Here is an 18347-nt window from a genome sequence, read left to right as displayed (position 1 = left end):
GTAGTTTTCGCTCAGCAGAATTAAGACTATCTATAATTTTTCCAAAATCAAAAACAATTTCCATTTTAATTCATATACAATCACAACTGCATGATTAATATGGGATTAAAGTTTTTCACGATGTTGAGTTGGTTTTCGGAAATAAAAAAGGCACCCGAAGGTGCCTGATGTGAATAGCTGAAACGCTTTAGGATCGTTTAATGCAGACGATTACTCCAGCGTCGGATTCATGTGGCGCAGATCGTACGGCGTAATCTGGTAGACGTAATAGTTGAGCCAGTTAGTGAACAGCAGATTTCCGTGACTACGCCAGGTTGCCCGAGGCGTGTTTTGCGGATCGTCTTTCGGGAAATAGTTGTACGGGACATCCGGATTCAGACCCGCTTCAACGTCACGAAAATACTCTGACGCGAGGGTATGCGGATCGTACTCAGGATGGCCGGTAACGAACGCGATGCGTTTGTCTTTACTGGCGAACAGGTAGGCATCGCCGTCTTCCGTTTCGGCCAGGATTTCCAGGTCGGTGTAATCGCGGATCAGCTGTGCCGGAAAATCGGCGTAGCGAGAATGCGGAGCCAGGAAAGTGTCATCGAAACCACGCGTCAGCAGCGCATGCGGGTGAAGAATGTGGTGTTCGTATACGCCAGAAAGTTTGTCGCTGCGGGTTTGCTTGGGAATGCCATAGAGGATATTCAGCGCGGCCTGTACCGCCCAACAGACAAATAAGGTGGACGTGACGTGATCTTTTGCCCACTCCAGCACCTGCCTGATTTGTGGCCAGTAGGCAACGTCATTAAATTCCACCAGACCCAGCGGTGCGCCGGTGACGATCAGTCCATCGAAATTCTCATCGCGAATATCTTCAAAATTACAGTAGAAGTTATTCAGATGCTCAGCAGGCGTGTTGCGTGACTCACGGGCGTCAATGCGCAGCAGCTGGATATCAACCTGAAGCGGAGAGTTGGAGAGCAAACGCAGGAACTGGTTCTCCGTTTCGATCTTTTTTGGCATCAGATTGAGAATAAGCACCTTCAGCGGGCGAATTTCCTGACCTGTCGCACGCGAAGCCGTCATGACGAAGACATTCTCTTCACGCAAGAAATTGACGGCTGGTAGCTCGTCCTGCACCCGAATCGGCATAACCTTAAATCCTCACAGCATACGTATAAACGTTTAGACATCCAGACAGCTAACGATACCCAGAAACGGGCTTAATGTCGAGTCTGCAAGCGAAAGGTGAGAAAGTTTCAAGGAGGGAAAGCATGTAGGGCGGGTAAGGTGGGGCCACCACCCGACTTTTCAGAACGCACAAAGCAAAAAACCCCGCACCTTCCGGTACGGGCTTCTTTCTGTTTGATGCCTGGCAGTTCCCTACTCTCACATGGGGAGACCCCACACTACCATCGGCGCTACGGCGTTTCACTTCTGAGTTCGGCATGGGGTCAGGTGGGACCACCGCGCTAAAGCCGCCAGGCAAATTCTGTTAATCTGTATCAGGCTGAAAATCGTGTCTGTCTCTCGTTCGCCGAAACAGCTTCGGCGTTGTAAGGTTAAGCCTCACGGTTCATTAGTATCGGTTAGCTCAACGCATCGCTGCGCTTACACACCCGACCTATCAACGTCGTAGTCTTCAACGTTCCTTCAGGAGACTTAAAGTCTCAGGGAGAACTCATCTCGGGGCAAGTTTCGTGCTTAGATGCTTTCAGCACTTATCTCTTCCGCATTTAGCTACCGGGCAGTGCCATTGGCATGACAACCCGAACACCAGTGATGCGTCCACTCCGGTCCTCTCGTACTAGGAGCAGCCCCCCTCAATTCTCCAGCGCCCACGGCAGATAGGGACCGAACTGTCTCACGACGTTCTAAACCCAGCTCGCGTACCACTTTAAATGGCGAACAGCCATACCCTTGGGACCTACTTCAGCCCCAGGATGTGATGAGCCGACATCGAGGTGCCAAACACCGCCGTCGATATGAACTCTTGGGCGGTATCAGCCTGTTATCCCCGGAGTACCTTTTATCCGTTGAGCGATGGCCCTTCCATTCAGAACCACCGGATCACTATGACCTGCTTTCGCACCTGCTCGCGCCGTCACGCTCGCAGTCAAGCTGGCTTATGCCATTGCACTAACCTCCTGATGTCCGACCAGGATTAGCCAACCTTCGTGCTCCTCCGTTACTCTTTGGGAGGAGACCGCCCCAGTCAAACTACCCACCAGACACTGTCCGCAACCCGGATTACGGGTCTACGTTAGAACACCAGCCATTAAAGGGTGGTATTTCAAGGTTGGCTCCACGCAGACTGGCGTCCACGCTTCAAAGCCTCCCACCTATCCTACACATCAAGGACCAGTGTTCAGTGTCAAGCTATAGTAAAGGTTCACGGGGTCTTTCCGTCTTGCCGCGGGTACACTGCATCTTCACAGCGAGTTCAATTTCACTGAGTCTCGGGTGGAGACAGCCTGGCCATCATTACGCCATTCGTGCAGGTCGGAACTTACCCGACAAGGAATTTCGCTACCTTAGGACCGTTATAGTTACGGCCGCCGTTTACCGGGGCTTCGATCAAGAGCTTCGCGTTGCCGCTAACCCCATCAATTAACCTTCCGGCACCGGGCAGGCGTCACACCGTATACGTCCACTTTCGTGTTTGCACAGTGCTGTGTTTTTAATAAACAGTTGCAGCCAGCTGGTATCTTCGACTGATTTCAGCTCCGTCCGCAGGGACTTCACCTACATATCAGCGTGCCTTCTCCCGAAGTTACGGCACCATTTTGCCTAGTTCCTTCACCCGAGTTCTCTCAAGCGCCTTGGTATTCTCTACCTGACCACCTGTGTCGGTTTGGGGTACGATTTCGTGTTACCTGATGCTTAGAGGCTTTTCCTGGAAGCAGGGCATTTATCACTTCAGCACCGTAGTGCCTCGTCATCACACCTCAGCGTTAACAAGGTACCGGATTTACCTGGAACCTCCGCCTACATGCTTAAACCGGGACAACCGTCGCCCGGCTGACATAGCCTTCTCCGTCCCCCCTTCGCAGTAACACCAAGTACAGGAATATTAACCTGTTTCCCATCGACTACGCCTTTCGGCCTCGCCTTAGGGGTCGACTCACCCTGCCCCGATTAACGTTGGACAGGAACCCTTGGTCTTCCGGCGAGCGGGCTTTTCACCCGCTTTATCGTTACTTATGTCAGCATTCGCACTTCTGATACCTCCAGCACCCCTCACAGGACACCTTCAACGGCTTACAGAACGCTCCCCTACCCAACAACACATAGTGTCGCTGCCGCAGCTTCGGTGCATGGTTTAGCCCCGTTACATCTTCCGCGCAGGCCGACTCGACCAGTGAGCTATTACGCTTTCTTTAAATGATGGCTGCTTCTAAGCCAACATCCTGGCTGTCTGTGCCTTCCCACATCGTTTCCCACTTAACCATGACTTTGGGACCTTAGCTGGCGGTCTGGGTTGTTTCCCTCTTCACGACGGACGTTAGCACCCGCCGTGTGTCTCCCGTGATAACATTCTTCGGTATTCGTAGTTTGCATCGGGTTGGTAAGCCGGGATGGCCCCCTAGCCGAAACAGTGCTCTACCCCCGAAGATGAGTTCACGAGGCGCTACCTAAATAGCTTTCGGGGAGAACCAGCTATCTCCCGGTTTGATTGGCCTTTCACCCCCAGCCACAGGTCATCCGCTAATTTTTCAACATTAGTCGGTTCGGTCCTCCAGTTAGTGTTACCCAACCTTCAACCTGCCCATGGCTAGATCACCGGGTTTCGGGTCTATACCCTGCAACTTAACGCCCAGTTAAGACTCGGTTTCCCTTCGGCTCCCCTATACGGTTAACCTTGCTACAGAATATAAGTCGCTGACCCATTATACAAAAGGTACGCAGTCACCCCATAAAGAGGCTCCCACTGCTTGTACGTACACGGTTTCAGGTTCTTTTTCACTCCCCTCGCCGGGGTTCTTTTCGCCTTTCCCTCACGGTACTGGTTCACTATCGGTCAGTCAGGAGTATTTAGCCTTGGAGGATGGTCCCCCCATATTCAGACAGGATACCACGTGTCCCGCCCTACTCTTCGAGTTCACAGCATGTGTGCTTTCGTGTACGGGACTATCACCCTGTACCGTCGGACTTTCCAGACCGTTCCACTAACACACAAGCTGATTCAGACTCCGGGCTGCTCCCCGTTCGCTCGCCGCTACTGGGGGAATCTCGGTTGATTTCTTTTCCTCGGGGTACTTAGATGTTTCAGTTCCCCCGGTTCGCCTCGTTAACCTATGTATTCAGTTAACGATAGTGCAACGGATTGCACTGGGTTTCCCCATTCGGACATCGCCGGGTCAAAGGTTCATATCACCTCGCCGGCGCTTTTCGCAGATTAGCACGTCCTTCATCACCTCTGACTGCCAGGGCATCCACCGTGTACGCTTAGTCGCTTAACCTCACAACCCGAAGATGTTTCACTTCCGATTGCGAAAATTTGAGAGACTCGAACACACATGAGCTGTGTGTCGTTTCAATTTTCAGCTTGATCCAGATTTTTAAAGAGCAAAACTTCTTAATGCACTCGAAAGTACATTCAGAAGTTCATCATTCATCAGACAATCTGTGTGGACACTACAAAGGCAGGTTCTTTAAGGTAAGGAGGTGATCCAACCGCAGGTTCCCCTACGGTTACCTTGTTACGACTTCACCCCAGTCATGAATCACAAAGTGGTAAGCGCCCTCCCGAAGGTTAAGCTACCTACTTCTTTTGCAACCCACTCCCATGGTGTGACGGGCGGTGTGTACAAGGCCCGGGAACGTATTCACCGTGGCATTCTGATCCACGATTACTAGCGATTCCGACTTCATGGAGTCGAGTTGCAGACTCCAATCCGGACTACGACGCACTTTATGAGGTCCGCTTGCTCTCGCGAGGTCGCTTCTCTTTGTATGCGCCATTGTAGCACGTGTGTAGCCCTACTCGTAAGGGCCATGATGACTTGACGTCATCCCCACCTTCCTCCAGTTTATCACTGGCAGTCTCCTTTGAGTTCCCGGCCGGACCGCTGGCAACAAAGGATAAGGGTTGCGCTCGTTGCGGGACTTAACCCAACATTTCACAACACGAGCTGACGACAGCCATGCAGCACCTGTCTCAGAGTTCCCGAAGGCACCAAAGCATCTCTGCTAAGTTCTCTGGATGTCAAGAGTAGGTAAGGTTCTTCGCGTTGCATCGAATTAAACCACATGCTCCACCGCTTGTGCGGGCCCCCGTCAATTCATTTGAGTTTTAACCTTGCGGCCGTACTCCCCAGGCGGTCGACTTAACGCGTTAGCTCCGGAAGCCACGCCTCAAGGGCACAACCTCCAAGTCGACATCGTTTACGGCGTGGACTACCAGGGTATCTAATCCTGTTTGCTCCCCACGCTTTCGCACCTGAGCGTCAGTCTTTGTCCAGGGGGCCGCCTTCGCCACCGGTATTCCTCCAGATCTCTACGCATTTCACCGCTACACCTGGAATTCTACCCCCCTCTACAAGACTCTAGCCTGCCAGTTTCGAATGCAGTTCCCAGGTTGAGCCCGGGGATTTCACATCCGACTTGACAGACCGCCTGCGTGCGCTTTACGCCCAGTAATTCCGATTAACGCTTGCACCCTCCGTATTACCGCGGCTGCTGGCACGGAGTTAGCCGGTGCTTCTTCTGCGGGTAACGTCAATCGACAGGGTTATTAACCCTGTCGCCTTCCTCCCCGCTGAAAGTACTTTACAACCCGAAGGCCTTCTTCATACACGCGGCATGGCTGCATCAGGCTTGCGCCCATTGTGCAATATTCCCCACTGCTGCCTCCCGTAGGAGTCTGGACCGTGTCTCAGTTCCAGTGTGGCTGGTCATCCTCTCAGACCAGCTAGGGATCGTCGCCTAGGTGAGCCGTTACCCCACCTACTAGCTAATCCCATCTGGGCACATCCGATGGCAAGAGGCCCGAAGGTCCCCCTCTTTGGTCTTGCGACGTTATGCGGTATTAGCTACCGTTTCCAGTAGTTATCCCCCTCCATCAGGCAGTTTCCCAGACATTACTCACCCGTCCGCCACTCGTCAGCAAAGCAGCAAGCTGCTTCCTGTTACCGTTCGACTTGCATGTGTTAGGCCTGCCGCCAGCGTTCAATCTGAGCCATGATCAAACTCTTCAATTTAAGTTTGATGCTCGTGAATTAAACTTCGTAATGAATTACGTGTTCACTCAGAGACTTGGTATTCATTTTTCGTCCGAGGACGTTAAGAATCCATGTCACTTTGAGTGCCCACACAGATTGTCTGATAAATTGTTAAAGAGCAGTTGCGACGCGCTTCAGCGCTCTGTCGCGAGGTGGCGTATATTACGCTTTCCTCTTTCAGAGTCAACCCGTTATTTCAGGATTTTTTCTCTTCAACCGACCGGGTTGTCTGTGAAGTGATTCACATCTGCCGTGTCGATGGAGGCGCATTATAGGGAGTTCTCCGCAGGCCGCAACCGCTAAATGACAGAAAAATGACTGACTGCTGCATTCCCCAGCAAAACCCCGCCTTATACCCTTTTACGCACAGAGTTATCCACAGCGCTTCGAAAAAGTGAAAATATGCGAGCGTTGCGCAAACGTTTTCGTTAAAATGCTCGCGCTTAACAAGGAGGCCTCGTCAGGTGTGTTAGATGAGTTTTTCGCTGGAAAATTCATCTAACGCTCTCTGTAATCGTGAAATCCAGGGGATTTACCATGCAACAACGTCGTCCAGTCCGCCGCGCTCTGCTCAGTGTTTCTGATAAAGCCGGTATCATCGAATTCGCTCAGGCACTTTCCGCACGCGGTGTGGAGCTGCTTTCTACAGGCGGTACCGCTCGCCTGTTAGCAGAGAAAGGTCTGCCGGTAACCGAAGTGTCCGACTACACCGGTTTCCCGGAAATGATGGATGGACGCGTCAAAACCCTGCACCCGAAAGTGCACGGCGGCATTCTGGGTCGTCGCGGTCAGGACGACGGCATTATGGAGCAGCACAATATTGCCCCCATCGACATGGTTGTCGTTAACCTCTATCCCTTCGCCCAGACCGTCGCCCGCGAAGGCTGTTCTCTGGAAGATGCCGTAGAGAACATTGATATCGGCGGCCCGACCATGGTGCGCTCCGCAGCCAAGAACCATAAAGATGTGGCCATCGTGGTGAAGAGCAGCGACTACAGCGCCATTATTAATGAGATGGACGCCAACGAAGGGTCCCTGACGCTTGATACGCGTTTCGACCTCGCCATCAAAGCCTTCGAACACACCGCCGCGTACGACAGCATGATCGCCAACTACTTCGGTAGCCTGGTTCCTGCCTACCACGGTGAAAGCAAAGATCCATCTGGTCGCTTCCCGCGCACCCTGAACCTGAACTTCATTAAGAAGCAGGATATGCGCTACGGCGAGAACAGCCACCAGCAGGCAGCCTTCTATATAGAAGAAGAGGTGAAAGAAGCCTCTGTTGCGACTGCTCAGCAGGTACAGGGCAAAGCCCTCTCTTATAACAACATTGCCGATACCGACGCCGCGCTGGAATGCGTGAAAGAGTTCAGCGAGCCGGCCTGCGTTATCGTCAAGCACGCCAACCCATGCGGCGTCGCAGTAAGCACCTCCATTATGGATGCCTACGATCGCGCCTACAAAACCGACCCGACCTCCGCGTTCGGCGGCATTATCGCCTTCAACCGCGAGCTGGATGCGGAAACCGCGCAGGCCATCATCTCCCGTCAGTTTGTCGAAGTGATCATCGCGCCATCCGCATCCGAAGAAGCGCTGAAAATCACCGCGGCGAAACAGAACGTGCGCGTGCTGGTTTGCGGTCAGTGGGCGGAACGCGTGCCGGGCCTGGACTTCAAGCGCGTGAACGGCGGTCTGCTGGTTCAGGATCGCGATTTGGGTATGGTGACAGAAGCCGACCTGCGCGTGGTGACCAAACGTCAGCCGACCGAACAGGAGCTGCGCGACGCGCTGTTCTGCTGGAAAGTGGCGAAGTTCGTGAAGTCTAACGCCATTGTTTACGCCAAAGAGAACATGACCATCGGGATAGGCGCAGGCCAGATGAGCCGCGTTTACTCTGCGAAAATTGCGGGTATTAAAGCAGGTGACGAAGGTCTGGAAGTCAAAGGTTCCGCCATGGCCTCTGACGCCTTCTTCCCGTTCCGCGACGGTATTGATGCGGCCGCTGCTGTGGGCATCACCTGTGTGATCCAGCCTGGCGGTTCAATCCGTGATGACGAAGTGATTGCCGCTGCCGACGAACACGGCATCGCAATGATCTTTACCGACATGCGCCACTTCCGCCATTAATTTCCGGAGCAGAAAATGAAAGTATTAGTGATTGGTAATGGCGGGCGCGAGCACGCTTTGGCGTGGAAAGCAGCGCAGTCTCCGCAGGTTGAAACCGTCTTTGTGGCACCGGGTAACGCCGGTACCGCACTGGAGCCCGCGCTACAGAACGTCGCCATCGGCGTAACCGATATCCCGGCGCTGCTGAGCTTTGCCCGGAACGAGAATATCGATCTGACGATTGTGGGCCCGGAAGCGCCGCTGGTGATCGGCGTTGTAGATGCCTTCCGCGCCGCGGGCCTGAAAATTTTCGGCCCAACGGAAGGTGCCGCACAGCTGGAAGGTTCAAAAGCCTTCACCAAAGATTTCCTCGCGCGTCATAACATCCCGACGGCGGAATATCAGAACTTCACCGAGGTAGAGCCTGCTCTGGCTTACCTGCGTGAAAAAGGCGCGCCGATTGTGATTAAAGCCGACGGTCTGGCTGCCGGGAAAGGCGTTATCGTGGCGATGACCCTTGAAGAAGCGGAAGCCGCTGTGCAGGATATGCTGGCGGGTAACGCCTTTGGCGATGCGGGCCACCGCATCGTGATTGAAGAGTTCCTCGACGGCGAAGAAGCGAGCTTTATCGTGATGGTTGACGGTGAGCACGTCCTGCCGATGGCCACCAGCCAGGATCACAAGCGCGTAGGCAATGCCGACACGGGTCCAAACACCGGCGGGATGGGTGCTTACTCCCCTGCTCCAGTGGTCACTGACGAAGTACACCAGCGCACCATGGACCGCATCATCTGGCCAACCGTAAAAGGGATGGCGGCGGAAGGCAATACCTACACCGGTTTCCTCTACGCAGGCCTGATGATCGACAAGCAGGGTAACCCGAAGGTGATTGAATTCAACTGCCGCTTCGGCGATCCGGAAACTCAGCCGATCATGCTGCGCATGAAGTCCGATCTGGTTGATCTGTGTCTGGCGGCGTGCGAAGGCAAGCTGAATGAGAAAACTTCCGAGTGGGACGAGCGTGCCTCTTTAGGTGTGGTGATTGCTGCGGGTGGCTATCCGGGTAGCTACAACACCGGGGATGAGATCCACGGCCTGCCGCTGGAAGAGATTGACGGTGCGAAGGTGTTCCACGCCGGTACAAAGCTCTCTGACGATGACCGCGTGCTCACTAATGGTGGACGCGTGCTGTGTGCGACCGCGCTGGGTCATACCGTGGCAGAGGCGCAGAAGCGCGCCTATGCGTTGATGGCGGATATTCACTGGAACGGCAGCTTCAGCCGCCAGGATATCGGCTATCGTGCCATTGCGCGGGAGCAGGGGGAGTAATTTCACACCCTCACCCTAACCCTCTCCCAAAGGGAGAGGGGATTTACGTCAGAAACTCTTTTCTGTCGGCTGCCAGGTGCAGAAATCTTCGTTCGCCACCAGCAACAGCTGAGAGCCTTCCGGCGCTTCCAGCCATGCCACACTCACCTCAACAGATGAATGCCGCTGACGACGCTGAATGTGTTCGGTTGCCCAGGATTCAAGCTCAGGTTTCACTGTCTGCCCTTCGCAGGTGGTCACCGTGCCGTCGGCATGCCAGCGCCCCTGGCGCAGCACCACGCGGCCCTGACGCAGCGCATCGCTGGTCTGGCGAAGTTGTTCAGCACGGTAGCGGTAGAGCGCGACCTGATCGCTGGAAAGCTGCTGTTTCAGTCCACTGACCTCATGCTGCATAAAGCTCAGCTCGCCGTGGTCGTCAAAACGCACCTTCACATGTTCGGGAGTCTTACTGTAGATATTCAGTTCAATGAGCGACAGCGCATCGCCCTGCCAGCGGTATTCTGCGGTCGAGGTATTGCCGTTATGCCACGGACTGAACGCGGTAAGCATATGCACTTCATCGCTGGAATCTTTGCGCCAGATCCTGACCGCACCCTGGTTGTCAGCGTAGCCGCTGGCGGTAAACGGGGGGAGTGAGGAATCATGACTACAGGCAGACAGCAACAGTACGCCTGCCAGCGCGAGCGGTCCACGCCATAATGACAAAAGGGGCGTTGCCGCCCCTTCGTTAAAACTGTTCACTGCCACGCGTCTTACTTAACTGCGTCTTTCAGTGCTTTACCAGAAACAAATGCCGGCACGTTAGCTGCGGCGATTTTGATTTCTTTACCGGTCTGCGGGTTGCGGCCAGTACGCTCAGCGCGGTGGTTCACTTTGAAGGTACCGAAACCAACCAGTTGTACAGCATCGCCTTCTTTCAGAGACTCAGTAATAGCAGCCAGGGTAGATTCCAGAGCAGCTTTAGCCTGCACTTTAGACAGATCAGCCTTGTCCGCAATTACATCAATCAGTTGAGTCTTGTTCATAAGTTATCCTTTCAATGTGTTTATCGCTTGCTAAGCATCGAGTGCGACGAAAATGCCAAAAAAGCACTCTCCTGCATACACGCACCGATAGCCACTTTTTTTCGCCCCCCAAATGTAGACCAGACGGGGGGCGAAAGGGAAGAGTCGAGGAGTGACAAAACAGGCGTTAAATCACGTTTTGTTGTCTCATTGGTTAAAAATTATACCAATATTGCTCTCACCGGCCTCGCGCAGGTCCGCGCGAAGCCCTTTGATCAGCTCAATATCACGTTCTTCACACTCCGCCAGCAGACGGAAAATTTCCCACTGAATATCCCATTCCTGTTCAACCCCCGGGTTAGCACGCAGCTCTTCGTCGGTCATTTCACGGCCTTCCTGGGTCATTTCCAGCATCGCGACGGTCGTGATGGATGCCTTACTGACTTCAATGGCGTGCTCCAGGGTTTCACCGCTCAGACGGGAGTGGATCAGCTCGCTCAACGCCACACAGGCATCGATAGCCGGGTAGACACCATACAGGTCGTAATCGTCCGCCGCAGGGATTGCCTCTTCCAGCTTTTCAAGCTGAGAGTCGAAGTTTACCTTTGCGTCTTTGACCGTCAGCGTCTCCCAGATCAAATCCAGGATACGTCGATAAATCTGGCCTTCGCCAAACTCCGTTTGCTTACAGAACGCGGCATAGTTGGGGTACATGCGCTCGCACAGGCAAGCCATAAACGTCACGTGCTGCCAGCTTTCCAGCTTCTCAAGGCGCAGATGAATCGGGTTTTGTAACATGATGATGTCTCGAATCGAAAATTAGCCGCAGTTTACCTGAATCACGGCTGAATTTCCTGCCAACGAATGAATGCCGGACGTGAAGAGGCAACGGCGTCAGCCCAGCGGGTAGGCTCAGGTAAGCGGTAGCCCTTCATACAGCGTTGCACCCATGCCAGGGCGCTGTCCATGCTGACCCGATGCCCGGTTGCGATAAACAGCGGATTGCAGCGCGCTTTACTGCGCCAGACCCACGCCAGCTGCTCGCCTTTATGGATAAGCGGCGCCAGCGCGCCCGGTTCGGCAGAGAGCGGCTCAAACGCGCCGCACAGGCGTTTTTTCGCCACGCCGATGGTCGGCACGTCTACCAGCAGACCAAAGTGGCTGGCAACGCCCAGGCGACGCGGATGGGAGATGCCGTGCCCATCCACAAACAGCAGATCGGGTTTTTGCGAGAGTTGCTCCCACGCGGCCAGCAGCGCGGGATATTCGCGGAAGGAGAGAAAGCCGGGGATATAGGGCATGGTGGTGGCGATACGCGCCACCTTGTACTCCACCAGCTCCAGCGACGGGTATTTCAGCACCACCATCGCCGCTCGCGTCACTTCACCGCCTTGCTCAAACCCGACATCCGCCCCGCCAATGTATCGCGGAGGGTCCGTATCCAGACGATCCTCGCGGATCACCGATGAAGCCAGTTCGATTTGCTGAGCGCGTAGCGACGCGAGATCCATAACCACTCCTTACTTGTGATACTGGGCAGAAAGCCGATGCACCGCCTCCACAAATACGCCAGCGTGTTCTGGCGGTACATCCTGATGAATACCGTGACCAAGGTTGAAGACGTGGCCTTCGCCCTGGCCGAAACCAGACAGTATAGTCGACACTTCTTCTTCGATACGGGCAGGCTGTGCATAGAGCATGGACGGGTCCATGTTGCCCTGGAGCGCCACTTTATCCCCCACGCGACGACGCGCATCGGCAATATCAGTGGTCCAGTCGAGGCCCAGCGCATCACAGCCGGTGGCCGCCATCGCTTCCAGCCACTGACCGCCGCCTTTCGTAAACAGCGTTACCGGCACGCGACGGCCTTCGTTTTCACGCAGCAGACCATCGACAATTTTGTGCATGTAGTACAGGGAGAACTGCTGATAATCACGCCCGGTCAGCACGCCGCCCCAGGTGTCGAAAATCATCACCGACTGCGCGCCCGCTTTAATCTGCGCGTTGAGATAGAGCGTGACGCTCTTCGCCAGCTTGTCGAGCAGGGCATGCAGGGCCTGCGGCTCTGCGTACATCATCTTTTTGATGACGGTAAAGGCTTTGCTGCTGCCACCTTCCACCATGTAGGTTGCCAGCGTCCACGGACTACCGGAGAAGCCAATCAGCGGCACGTCGCCTTTGAGCTCGCGGCGGATGGTGCGCACGGCGTTCATCACATAGCCCAGCTCGCCTTCCGGATCGGGGATCGGCAGCTTATCAACGTCGGCTTTGCTTTTGATCGGTGAGGTAAAACGCGGCCCCTCGCCGGTTTCGAAATAGAGCCCAAGGCCCATCGCGTCCGGAATGGTAAGAATGTCCGAAAAAAGAATGGCGGCATCGAGCGGGAAGCGGCGCAGCGGCTGGAGCGTCACCTCACAGGCCAGTTCGGCGTTTTTGCACAGCGACATAAAATCGCCCGCCTGCGCACGCGTGGCTTTGTACTCTGGCAGATAGCGTCCCGCCTGGCGCATCATCCACACCGGGGTGACATCAACGGGCTGGCGCAGCAGCGCACGCAGATAACGATCGTTCTTCAGTTCGGTCATTTTGCAGTTCCTTATTGCGTCAGTCCGTCAGTGTAACACTACTCATACTCGGCCCGACACATTGCCACGGTATCTTCTATCAGGCGACGCGCCACCGTTCCCGGCGGGGGCAGCAGCGGTAAATCGTCGTAGCGATACCAGTTCGCCTCCAGCAGCTCTTTCTGATCGATAACAATCTCGCCGCTGTCGTATTCCGCCATAAACGCGGTCATCAGGGACATCGGGAACGGCCACGGCTGCGACGTCACATAGCGCAGGTTTTTCACCTTAATGCCGCTCTCCTCCATCACCTCGCGCGCCACCGCCTGTTCCAGCGTTTCGCCGACTTCCACGAACCCGGCGAGGACGGTGTGAATGCCGTTGCGATGGCGGGTATGCTGCGCCAGCAGGATGGAATCATCACGGCGGATGGCGACAATGATGCACGGTGCGATTTGCGGGTAGTAACGTTCACGGCAGTGGCCGCAGAGCAGCGCCCACTCGGTTTTGCTCGGGTGCATGGTGTGGCCGCAGTAACCGCAGTATTTGTGCGAGCGGTAAAACTCCGCCAGCTGTACGCCGCGCCCCGCCAGCTGGAACAGGCCGACGTCCAGATCCAGCACCTGACGTACGGATCCCATATCCTGACGGCGCGCCTGTTGGATCAACCACACGGGATCGCCCTGCCACTCGCCGATCTTCAGCGCGGACTGGCCCACCAGATCGAACGTTTCCGCGGCACCGTAGGGCAACTCTCCTGAGGGTAGCCATAATTTTTGTTCGTGGCTGACGATCCACCAACCCAGATCTGATTTTTCAATAATACGATCCATATCTATTGCACTACCTTCGCTTCACTGACATGTTGTTAGCATTGTGGTTACATTTTGGATAAGCAGATCCCATTTTAAACCTTATGGAGTCGACCATGTTAAACCAGCTGGAAAGCCTGACTGAGCGCGTTGGAGGAAGTAACACCCTGGTGGATCGCTGGCTACATGTGCGCAAGCATCTCCTTGTGGCGTATTACAATCTGGTTGGACTTAAGCCTGGCAAAGAATCCTTTATGCGACTCAATGAAAAAGCGCTGGACGACTTTTGTCAGAGCCTGGTCGACTACCTCTCCGACGGCCATTTCAACCTTTATGAACGCATTATCCGCGAAATGGAAGGGACAACGCCGTATTTAGCGGCCAGTAAACTCTGTCCGTTGCTTGAAGCCAACACCCAGCAGATCATGGACTACTACGATTCCACGCTGGAGAACGCTATCGATCACGATAACTATCTTGAGTTTCAGCAGGCGCTTTCCGACCTTGGCGAAGCACTGGAAGAGCGATTCACGCTGGAAGACAAGCTCATCGCCCTCGTGCTGGACAACAACCTGACTATCAGCACCAGCGATAACGTTGCGCGCCCTGCTTGAGTTCTTAATCGTTAACGAGTAATTTACAACCATTCGCCCCTCTGCGGAGGGGGATTTTTCTTGTCGGAGTGCCCAGTGTGAAAGCACGGGCTGAGACCGTTAATTCGGGATCCGCGGAACCTGATCAGGTTAATACCTGCGAAGGGAACAAGAGTCACACTGCTGTTGTATCGCCCTCGGGCGATCTTCTCTTGCTTCATCCGTCGTCTGACAAGCCATGTCCTTCACATCTGGAATGAGCTATGTCTACAACAAAACTGACCCGCCGCGAACAGCGCGAACACGCACAACGCTTCATCGACACCCTGGAAGGCACCGCTTTCCCGAACTCAACGCGCATCTACATCACCGGTTCACAGGCCGATATCCGCGTGCCGATGCGCGAAATCCAGCTCAGCCCGACGCTTATCGGCGGCAGCAAAGAGCACCCGCAGTTTGAAGACAACGAAGCCGTGCCGGTGTATGACACCTCCGGCCCGTACGGCGATCCTGATGTTGCTATCAACGTGCAGCAGGGTCTGGCAAAGCTTCGCCAGCCGTGGGTTGATGCCCGTAACGACTGCGAAGAACTGAGCGTGCGCAGCTCGGCGTACACCAACGCGCGCCTGGCCGACGACGGTCTGGACGAGCTGCGCTTTACTGGCCTGCTGACGCCGAAACGCGCTAAAGCGGGCAAATGCGTAACCCAACTGCACTACGCGCGACAGGGTATCGTCACGCCGGAGATGGAGTTCATCGCCATCCGCGAAAACATGGGCCGCGAGCGCATTCGCAGCGAAGTGCTGCGCCACCAGCATCCGGGTGAAGGGTTTGGCGCTCGCCTGCCGGAGAACATCACGCCGGAATTTGTGCGTGATGAAGTGGCCGCCGGGCGCGCCATTATCCCCGCCAACATCAACCACCCGGAATCCGAGCCGATGATTATCGGCCGCAACTTTCTGGTGAAGGTCAACGCCAACATCGGCAACTCTGCCGTCACCTCTTCCATCGAAGAAGAGGTGGAAAAGCTGGTCTGGTCGACGCGCTGGGGCGCGGACACGGTGATGGACCTCTCCACCGGCCGCTATATTCACGAAACCCGCGAATGGATCCTGCGTAACAGCCCGGTGCCGATTGGCACCGTCCCGATTTATCAGGCGCTGGAGAAGGTCAACGGCATCGCCGAAAACCTCACCTGGGAAGCGTTCCGCGACACGCTGCTGGAGCAGGCGGAACAGGGCGTGGACTACTTCACCATTCACGCGGGCGTGCTGCTGCGCTACGTGCCGATGACCGCGAAGCGTCTGACCGGTATCGTCTCACGCGGCGGTTCGATTATGGCGAAATGGTGCCTTTCCCATCATCAGGAAAACTTCCTCTACGAGCACTTCCGCGAAATCTGCGAGATCTGCGCCGCTTATGACGTTTCTCTGTCGCTGGGCGACGGCCTGCGTCCTGGCTCCATCCGTGACGCGAACGACGAGGCGCAGTTTGCCGAGCTGCACACGCTGGGCGAGCTGACCAAAATCGCCTGGGAGTACGATGTGCAGGTGATGATTGAAGGCCCGGGCCATGTACCGATGCAGATGATCCGCCGCAACATGACCGAGGAGCTGGAGCACTGCCACGAAGCACCGTTCTACACCCTGGGGCCGTTGACCACCGATATTGCGCCGGGCTATGACCACTTCACTTCCGGGATCGGCGCGGCGATGATCGGCTGGTTCGGCTGCGCCATGCTCTGCTACGTGACGCCGAAAGAGCACCTCGGGCTGCCAAACAAAGAGGACGTGAAGCAGGGACTGATTACCTACAAGATTGCCGCCCACGCGGCGGATCTGGCGAAAGGCCATCCGGGCGCGCAAATTCGCGACAACGCCATGTCCAAAGCGCGCTTTGAATTCCGCTGGGAAGACCAGTTCAACCTGGCGCTGGATCCGTTCACCGCCCGCGCCTACCACGACGAAACCCTGCCGCAGGAATCGGGCAAAGTCGCGCACTTCTGCTCCATGTGTGGGCCGAAGTTCTGCTCGATGAAAATCAGCCAGGAGGTGCGCGACTACGCCGCCGCGCAGACCATTGAAGTCGGCATGGCAGACATGTCCGAAACCTTCCGCGCCAAAGGCGGCGAAATCTACCTCAAAAAGGAGGAGGCGTAATGTACCAGCCCGATTTCCCACCTGTCCCCTTCCGCTTAGGGCTTTACCCGGTGGTGGACAGCGTGGCGTGGATAGAGCGCTTGCTGGAGGCAGGCGTTCGCACCCTCCAGCTGCGCATCAAGGATAAACGCGACGAAGAGGTGGAGGCCGACGTGGCCGCCGCTATCGCGCTGGGACGTCGCTACCTCGCCCGCCTGTTTATCAACGACTACTGGCGGCTGGCGGTTAAACACCAGGCGTATGGCGTGCATCTGGGACAGGAAGATCTGGAAACGACCGATCTCAACGCAATCCGTAACGCCGGTCTGCGGCTGGGCGTTTCCACCCACGATGATATGGAGATCGACGTGGCGCTGGCGGCCCGCCCCTCCTACATCGCCCTCGGCCACGTTTTCCCGACGCAAACCAAACAGATGCCGTCTGCCCCACAGGGTTTGGCTCAGCTGGCAGCCCACGTTAAGCGCCTTGCCGATTACCCCACCGTCGCCATCGGCGGGATCAGCCTTGAACGTGCGCCCGCCGTGCTGGAAACCGGCGTCGGCAGTATCGCCGTCGTCAGCGCTATCACCCAGGCCGCAGACTGGCAGGCCGCCACCGCACGGCTTTTACAACTGGCAGGAGCAGGCGATGAAAGATCGTGATTTTATGCGCTACAGCCGCCAGATCCTGCTGGAGGATATCGCCATTGACGGGCAGCAAAAGCTGCTCGCCAGCCGGGTACTGATTGTCGGTTTGGGTGGCTTGGGCGCGCCCGCCGCGCTGTATCTGGCCGGGGCGGGCGCGGGAACGCTGGTACTGGCCGATGACGATGAGGTACACCTCAGCAACCTGCAACGGCAAATCCTCTTCACGACAGAAGATGTTAACCAGCCTAAAGCACAGGTTACGCGCAAGCGGCTGAACCAGCTTAACCCCGATATTGAACTGGTGGCGCTCCAGACGCGGCTGAGCGGAGAAGATCTGCAACGCGAAGTTGCCCTTGCCGACGTGGTGCTGGACTGCACGGACAATATGGCAACGCGTCAGGCCATTAATGCGGCCTGTGTTGCACAGAACACGCCGCTGATCACCGCCAGCGCGGTCGGTTTCGGCGGGCAGATAATGATGCTTACGCCGCCGTGGGCGCAGGGCTGCTACCGCTGCCTGTGGCCGGACGAGGCTGAACCGGAGCGTAACTGCCGCACGGCTGGCATTCTTGGGCCGGTGGTGGGCGTGATGGGTACCCTTCAGGCGCTGGAAGCCATCAAGTTGCTCAGCGGCATGGAAACAGAGCGCAACACGCTCCGGCTGTTCGACGCCCGTTCCAGCGGCTGGCGCCATCTGGCGTTAAACCGCGCCAACCGCTGCCCGGTATGCGGAGGCCGCGATGCGCATTCTGTTTAACGATGAGCCGATGACGTGCGACGACGATCTCACCGTTGCCGCCCTGCTCGACACGCTGCGCCAGCTGAAGCCGGGAACGGCGCTGGCGCTCAATCAACAGATCCTGCCGCGCGAGCGGTGGGAACATCAGCAGGTCAATGAAGGCGACCAGATCCTGCTGTTTCAGGTTATCGCTGGGGGCTGAG

14 protein-coding genes, 3 rRNA genes and 1 riboswitch are annotated in these 18347 nt (G+C 55.9%); of the genes, 7 read left to right on the top strand and 10 right to left on the bottom strand.

All coding sequences use genetic code 11. The annotated features are described in order from the left end of the window. Positions 1-210: 210 nt before the first annotated feature. From metA to ACQG1K_RS01320, 4 genes are all read right to left on the bottom strand, one after another. Positions 211-1140, bottom strand: a complete 930-nt coding sequence (gene metA / locus ACQG1K_RS01335; RefSeq protein WP_367076647.1) for a homoserine O-acetyltransferase MetA — start codon at positions 1138-1140, stop codon at positions 211-213. A 218-nt stretch (positions 1141-1358) separates the two neighbouring features. Beyond that, a 5S ribosomal RNA gene (gene rrf, locus ACQG1K_RS01330) occupies positions 1359-1474 on the bottom strand. Between the two features lie 72 nt (positions 1475-1546). Continuing rightward, positions 1547-4451: ribosomal RNA gene (locus ACQG1K_RS01325) — 23S ribosomal RNA — on the bottom strand. Between the two features lie 198 nt (positions 4452-4649). Further along, a 16S ribosomal RNA gene (locus tag ACQG1K_RS01320) occupies positions 4650-6191 on the bottom strand. Together the 16S, 23S and 5S rRNA genes form the textbook arrangement of a ribosomal RNA operon. A gap of 558 nt (positions 6192-6749) precedes the next feature. On the opposite strand from ACQG1K_RS01320, the gene purH reads away from it, so the two are divergent. Together purH and purD are read left to right on the top strand one after the other, a co-directional pair. Beyond that, on the top strand, positions 6750-8339 hold the full coding sequence (gene purH, locus ACQG1K_RS01315; protein ID WP_022646715.1) for a bifunctional phosphoribosylaminoimidazolecarboxamide formyltransferase/IMP cyclohydrolase: 1590 nt from the start codon (positions 6750-6752) through the stop codon (positions 8337-8339). A 15-nt stretch (positions 8340-8354) separates the two neighbouring features. Next, complete coding sequence (gene purD, locus ACQG1K_RS01310) at positions 8355-9647, top strand: phosphoribosylamine--glycine ligase (RefSeq protein WP_022646714.1); 1293 nt, start codon at positions 8355-8357, stop codon at positions 9645-9647. A gap of 48 nt (positions 9648-9695) precedes the next feature. On the opposite strand, the gene ACQG1K_RS01305 is transcribed toward purD, so the two are convergent. The 6 genes from ACQG1K_RS01305 to nudC all read right to left on the bottom strand — a co-directional run bounded on the left by ACQG1K_RS01305 (position 9696) and on the right by nudC (position 14048). After that, positions 9696-10388: a DUF1481 domain-containing protein gene (locus tag ACQG1K_RS01305; RefSeq protein ID WP_032626488.1), complete on the bottom strand. Its 693-nt coding sequence runs from the start codon at positions 10386-10388 to the stop codon at positions 9696-9698. Positions 10389-10399: 11 nt separating this feature from the next. After that, entirely contained in the window at positions 10400-10672 is a 273-nt protein-coding gene (gene hupA, locus ACQG1K_RS01300; protein ID WP_002445246.1) for a nucleoid-associated protein HU-alpha, read from the bottom strand. 186 nt (positions 10673-10858) lie between these two features. Further along, entirely contained in the window at positions 10859-11449 is a 591-nt protein-coding gene (locus ACQG1K_RS01295) for a YjaG family protein (RefSeq protein ID WP_032626491.1), read from the bottom strand. A 41-nt stretch (positions 11450-11490) separates the two neighbouring features. Continuing rightward, positions 11491-12162: a deoxyribonuclease V gene (nfi, locus tag ACQG1K_RS01290; RefSeq protein ID WP_003862312.1), complete on the bottom strand. Its 672-nt coding sequence runs from the start codon at positions 12160-12162 to the stop codon at positions 11491-11493. 9 nt (positions 12163-12171) lie between these two features. Then, positions 12172-13236 carry a uroporphyrinogen decarboxylase gene (gene hemE, locus ACQG1K_RS01285; protein ID WP_023299076.1) on the bottom strand — a complete coding sequence of 355 codons (1065 nt, stop codon included), beginning with the start codon at positions 13234-13236 and terminating at the stop codon, positions 12172-12174. A 38-nt stretch (positions 13237-13274) separates the two neighbouring features. Next, a complete protein-coding gene (nudC, locus tag ACQG1K_RS01280; RefSeq protein ID WP_022646710.1) occupies positions 13275-14048 on the bottom strand; it encodes an NAD(+) diphosphatase in 774 nt (257 codons plus the stop codon). Positions 14049-14143: 95 nt separating this feature from the next. Between nudC and ACQG1K_RS01275 the strand changes: the two genes are divergently transcribed. The 5 genes from ACQG1K_RS01275 (at position 14144) to thiS (ending at position 18346) form a co-directional block, all read left to right on the top strand. Beyond that, positions 14144-14641, top strand: coding sequence for an Rsd/AlgQ family anti-sigma factor (locus ACQG1K_RS01275; RefSeq protein ID WP_023299075.1), 498 nt, complete (start codon positions 14144-14146; stop codon positions 14639-14641). A gap of 54 nt (positions 14642-14695) precedes the next feature. Then, positions 14696-14805, top strand: a riboswitch (TPP riboswitch). Positions 14806-14883: 78 nt separating this feature from the next. After that, positions 14884-16779, top strand: a complete 1896-nt coding sequence (gene thiC, locus ACQG1K_RS01270) for a phosphomethylpyrimidine synthase ThiC (RefSeq protein WP_038415060.1) — start codon at positions 14884-14886, stop codon at positions 16777-16779. Next, the gene (thiE, locus tag ACQG1K_RS01265; RefSeq protein WP_367076551.1) at positions 16779-17420 is read left to right on the top strand and encodes a thiamine phosphate synthase; all 642 of its coding nucleotides are present in this window, start codon (positions 16779-16781) and stop codon (positions 17418-17420) included. The genes thiC and thiE overlap by 1 nt, the downstream gene beginning before the upstream one ends. Further along, a complete protein-coding gene (thiF, locus tag ACQG1K_RS01260) occupies positions 17407-18162 on the top strand; it encodes a thiazole biosynthesis adenylyltransferase ThiF (protein ID WP_426720968.1) in 756 nt (251 codons plus the stop codon). Before thiE ends, thiF begins: the two co-directional genes overlap by 14 nt. Further along, positions 18146-18346, top strand: a complete 201-nt coding sequence (gene thiS, locus ACQG1K_RS01255; protein ID WP_003862324.1) for a sulfur carrier protein ThiS — start codon at positions 18146-18148, stop codon at positions 18344-18346. The genes thiF and thiS overlap by 17 nt, the downstream gene beginning before the upstream one ends. The last annotated feature ends 1 nt before the right edge of the window (position 18347 follow it).

It is taken from the genome of Enterobacter cloacae complex sp. 402C9, assembly GCF_050030745.1.
Classification (GTDB): domain Bacteria; phylum Pseudomonadota; class Gammaproteobacteria; order Enterobacterales; family Enterobacteriaceae; genus Enterobacter; species Enterobacter intestinihominis.
This window is presented reverse-complemented; position numbering and strand designations above follow the sequence as displayed.

Excerpts from the sequence above, each read along its gene's own strand:
- metA (WP_367076647.1), bottom strand. The coding sequence starts at position 1,140 with ATGCCGATTCGGGTGCAGGACGAGCTACCAGCCGTCAATTTCTTGCGT.
- purH (WP_022646715.1), top strand. The coding sequence starts at position 6,750 with ATGCAACAACGTCGTCCAGTCCGCCGCGCTCTGCTCAGTGTTTCTGAT.
- purD (WP_022646714.1), top strand. The coding sequence starts at position 8,355 with ATGAAAGTATTAGTGATTGGTAATGGCGGGCGCGAGCACGCTTTGGCG.
- hupA (WP_002445246.1), bottom strand. The coding sequence starts at position 10,672 with ATGAACAAGACTCAACTGATTGATGTAATTGCGGACAAGGCTGATCTG.
- ACQG1K_RS01295 (WP_032626491.1), bottom strand. The coding sequence starts at position 11,449 with ATGTTACAAAACCCGATTCATCTGCGCCTTGAGAAGCTGGAAAGCTGG.
- nfi (WP_003862312.1), bottom strand. The coding sequence starts at position 12,162 with ATGGATCTCGCGTCGCTACGCGCTCAGCAAATCGAACTGGCTTCATCG.
- hemE (WP_023299076.1), bottom strand. The coding sequence starts at position 13,236 with ATGACCGAACTGAAGAACGATCGTTATCTGCGTGCGCTGCTGCGCCAG.
- nudC (WP_022646710.1), bottom strand. The coding sequence starts at position 14,048 with ATGGATCGTATTATTGAAAAATCAGATCTGGGTTGGTGGATCGTCAGC.
- ACQG1K_RS01275 (WP_023299075.1), top strand. The coding sequence starts at position 14,144 with ATGTTAAACCAGCTGGAAAGCCTGACTGAGCGCGTTGGAGGAAGTAAC.
- thiC (WP_038415060.1), top strand. The coding sequence starts at position 14,884 with ATGTCTACAACAAAACTGACCCGCCGCGAACAGCGCGAACACGCACAA.
- thiE (WP_367076551.1), top strand. The coding sequence starts at position 16,779 with ATGTACCAGCCCGATTTCCCACCTGTCCCCTTCCGCTTAGGGCTTTAC.
- thiF (WP_426720968.1), top strand. The coding sequence starts at position 17,407 with ATGAAAGATCGTGATTTTATGCGCTACAGCCGCCAGATCCTGCTGGAG.
- thiS (WP_003862324.1), top strand. The coding sequence starts at position 18,146 with ATGCGCATTCTGTTTAACGATGAGCCGATGACGTGCGACGACGATCTC.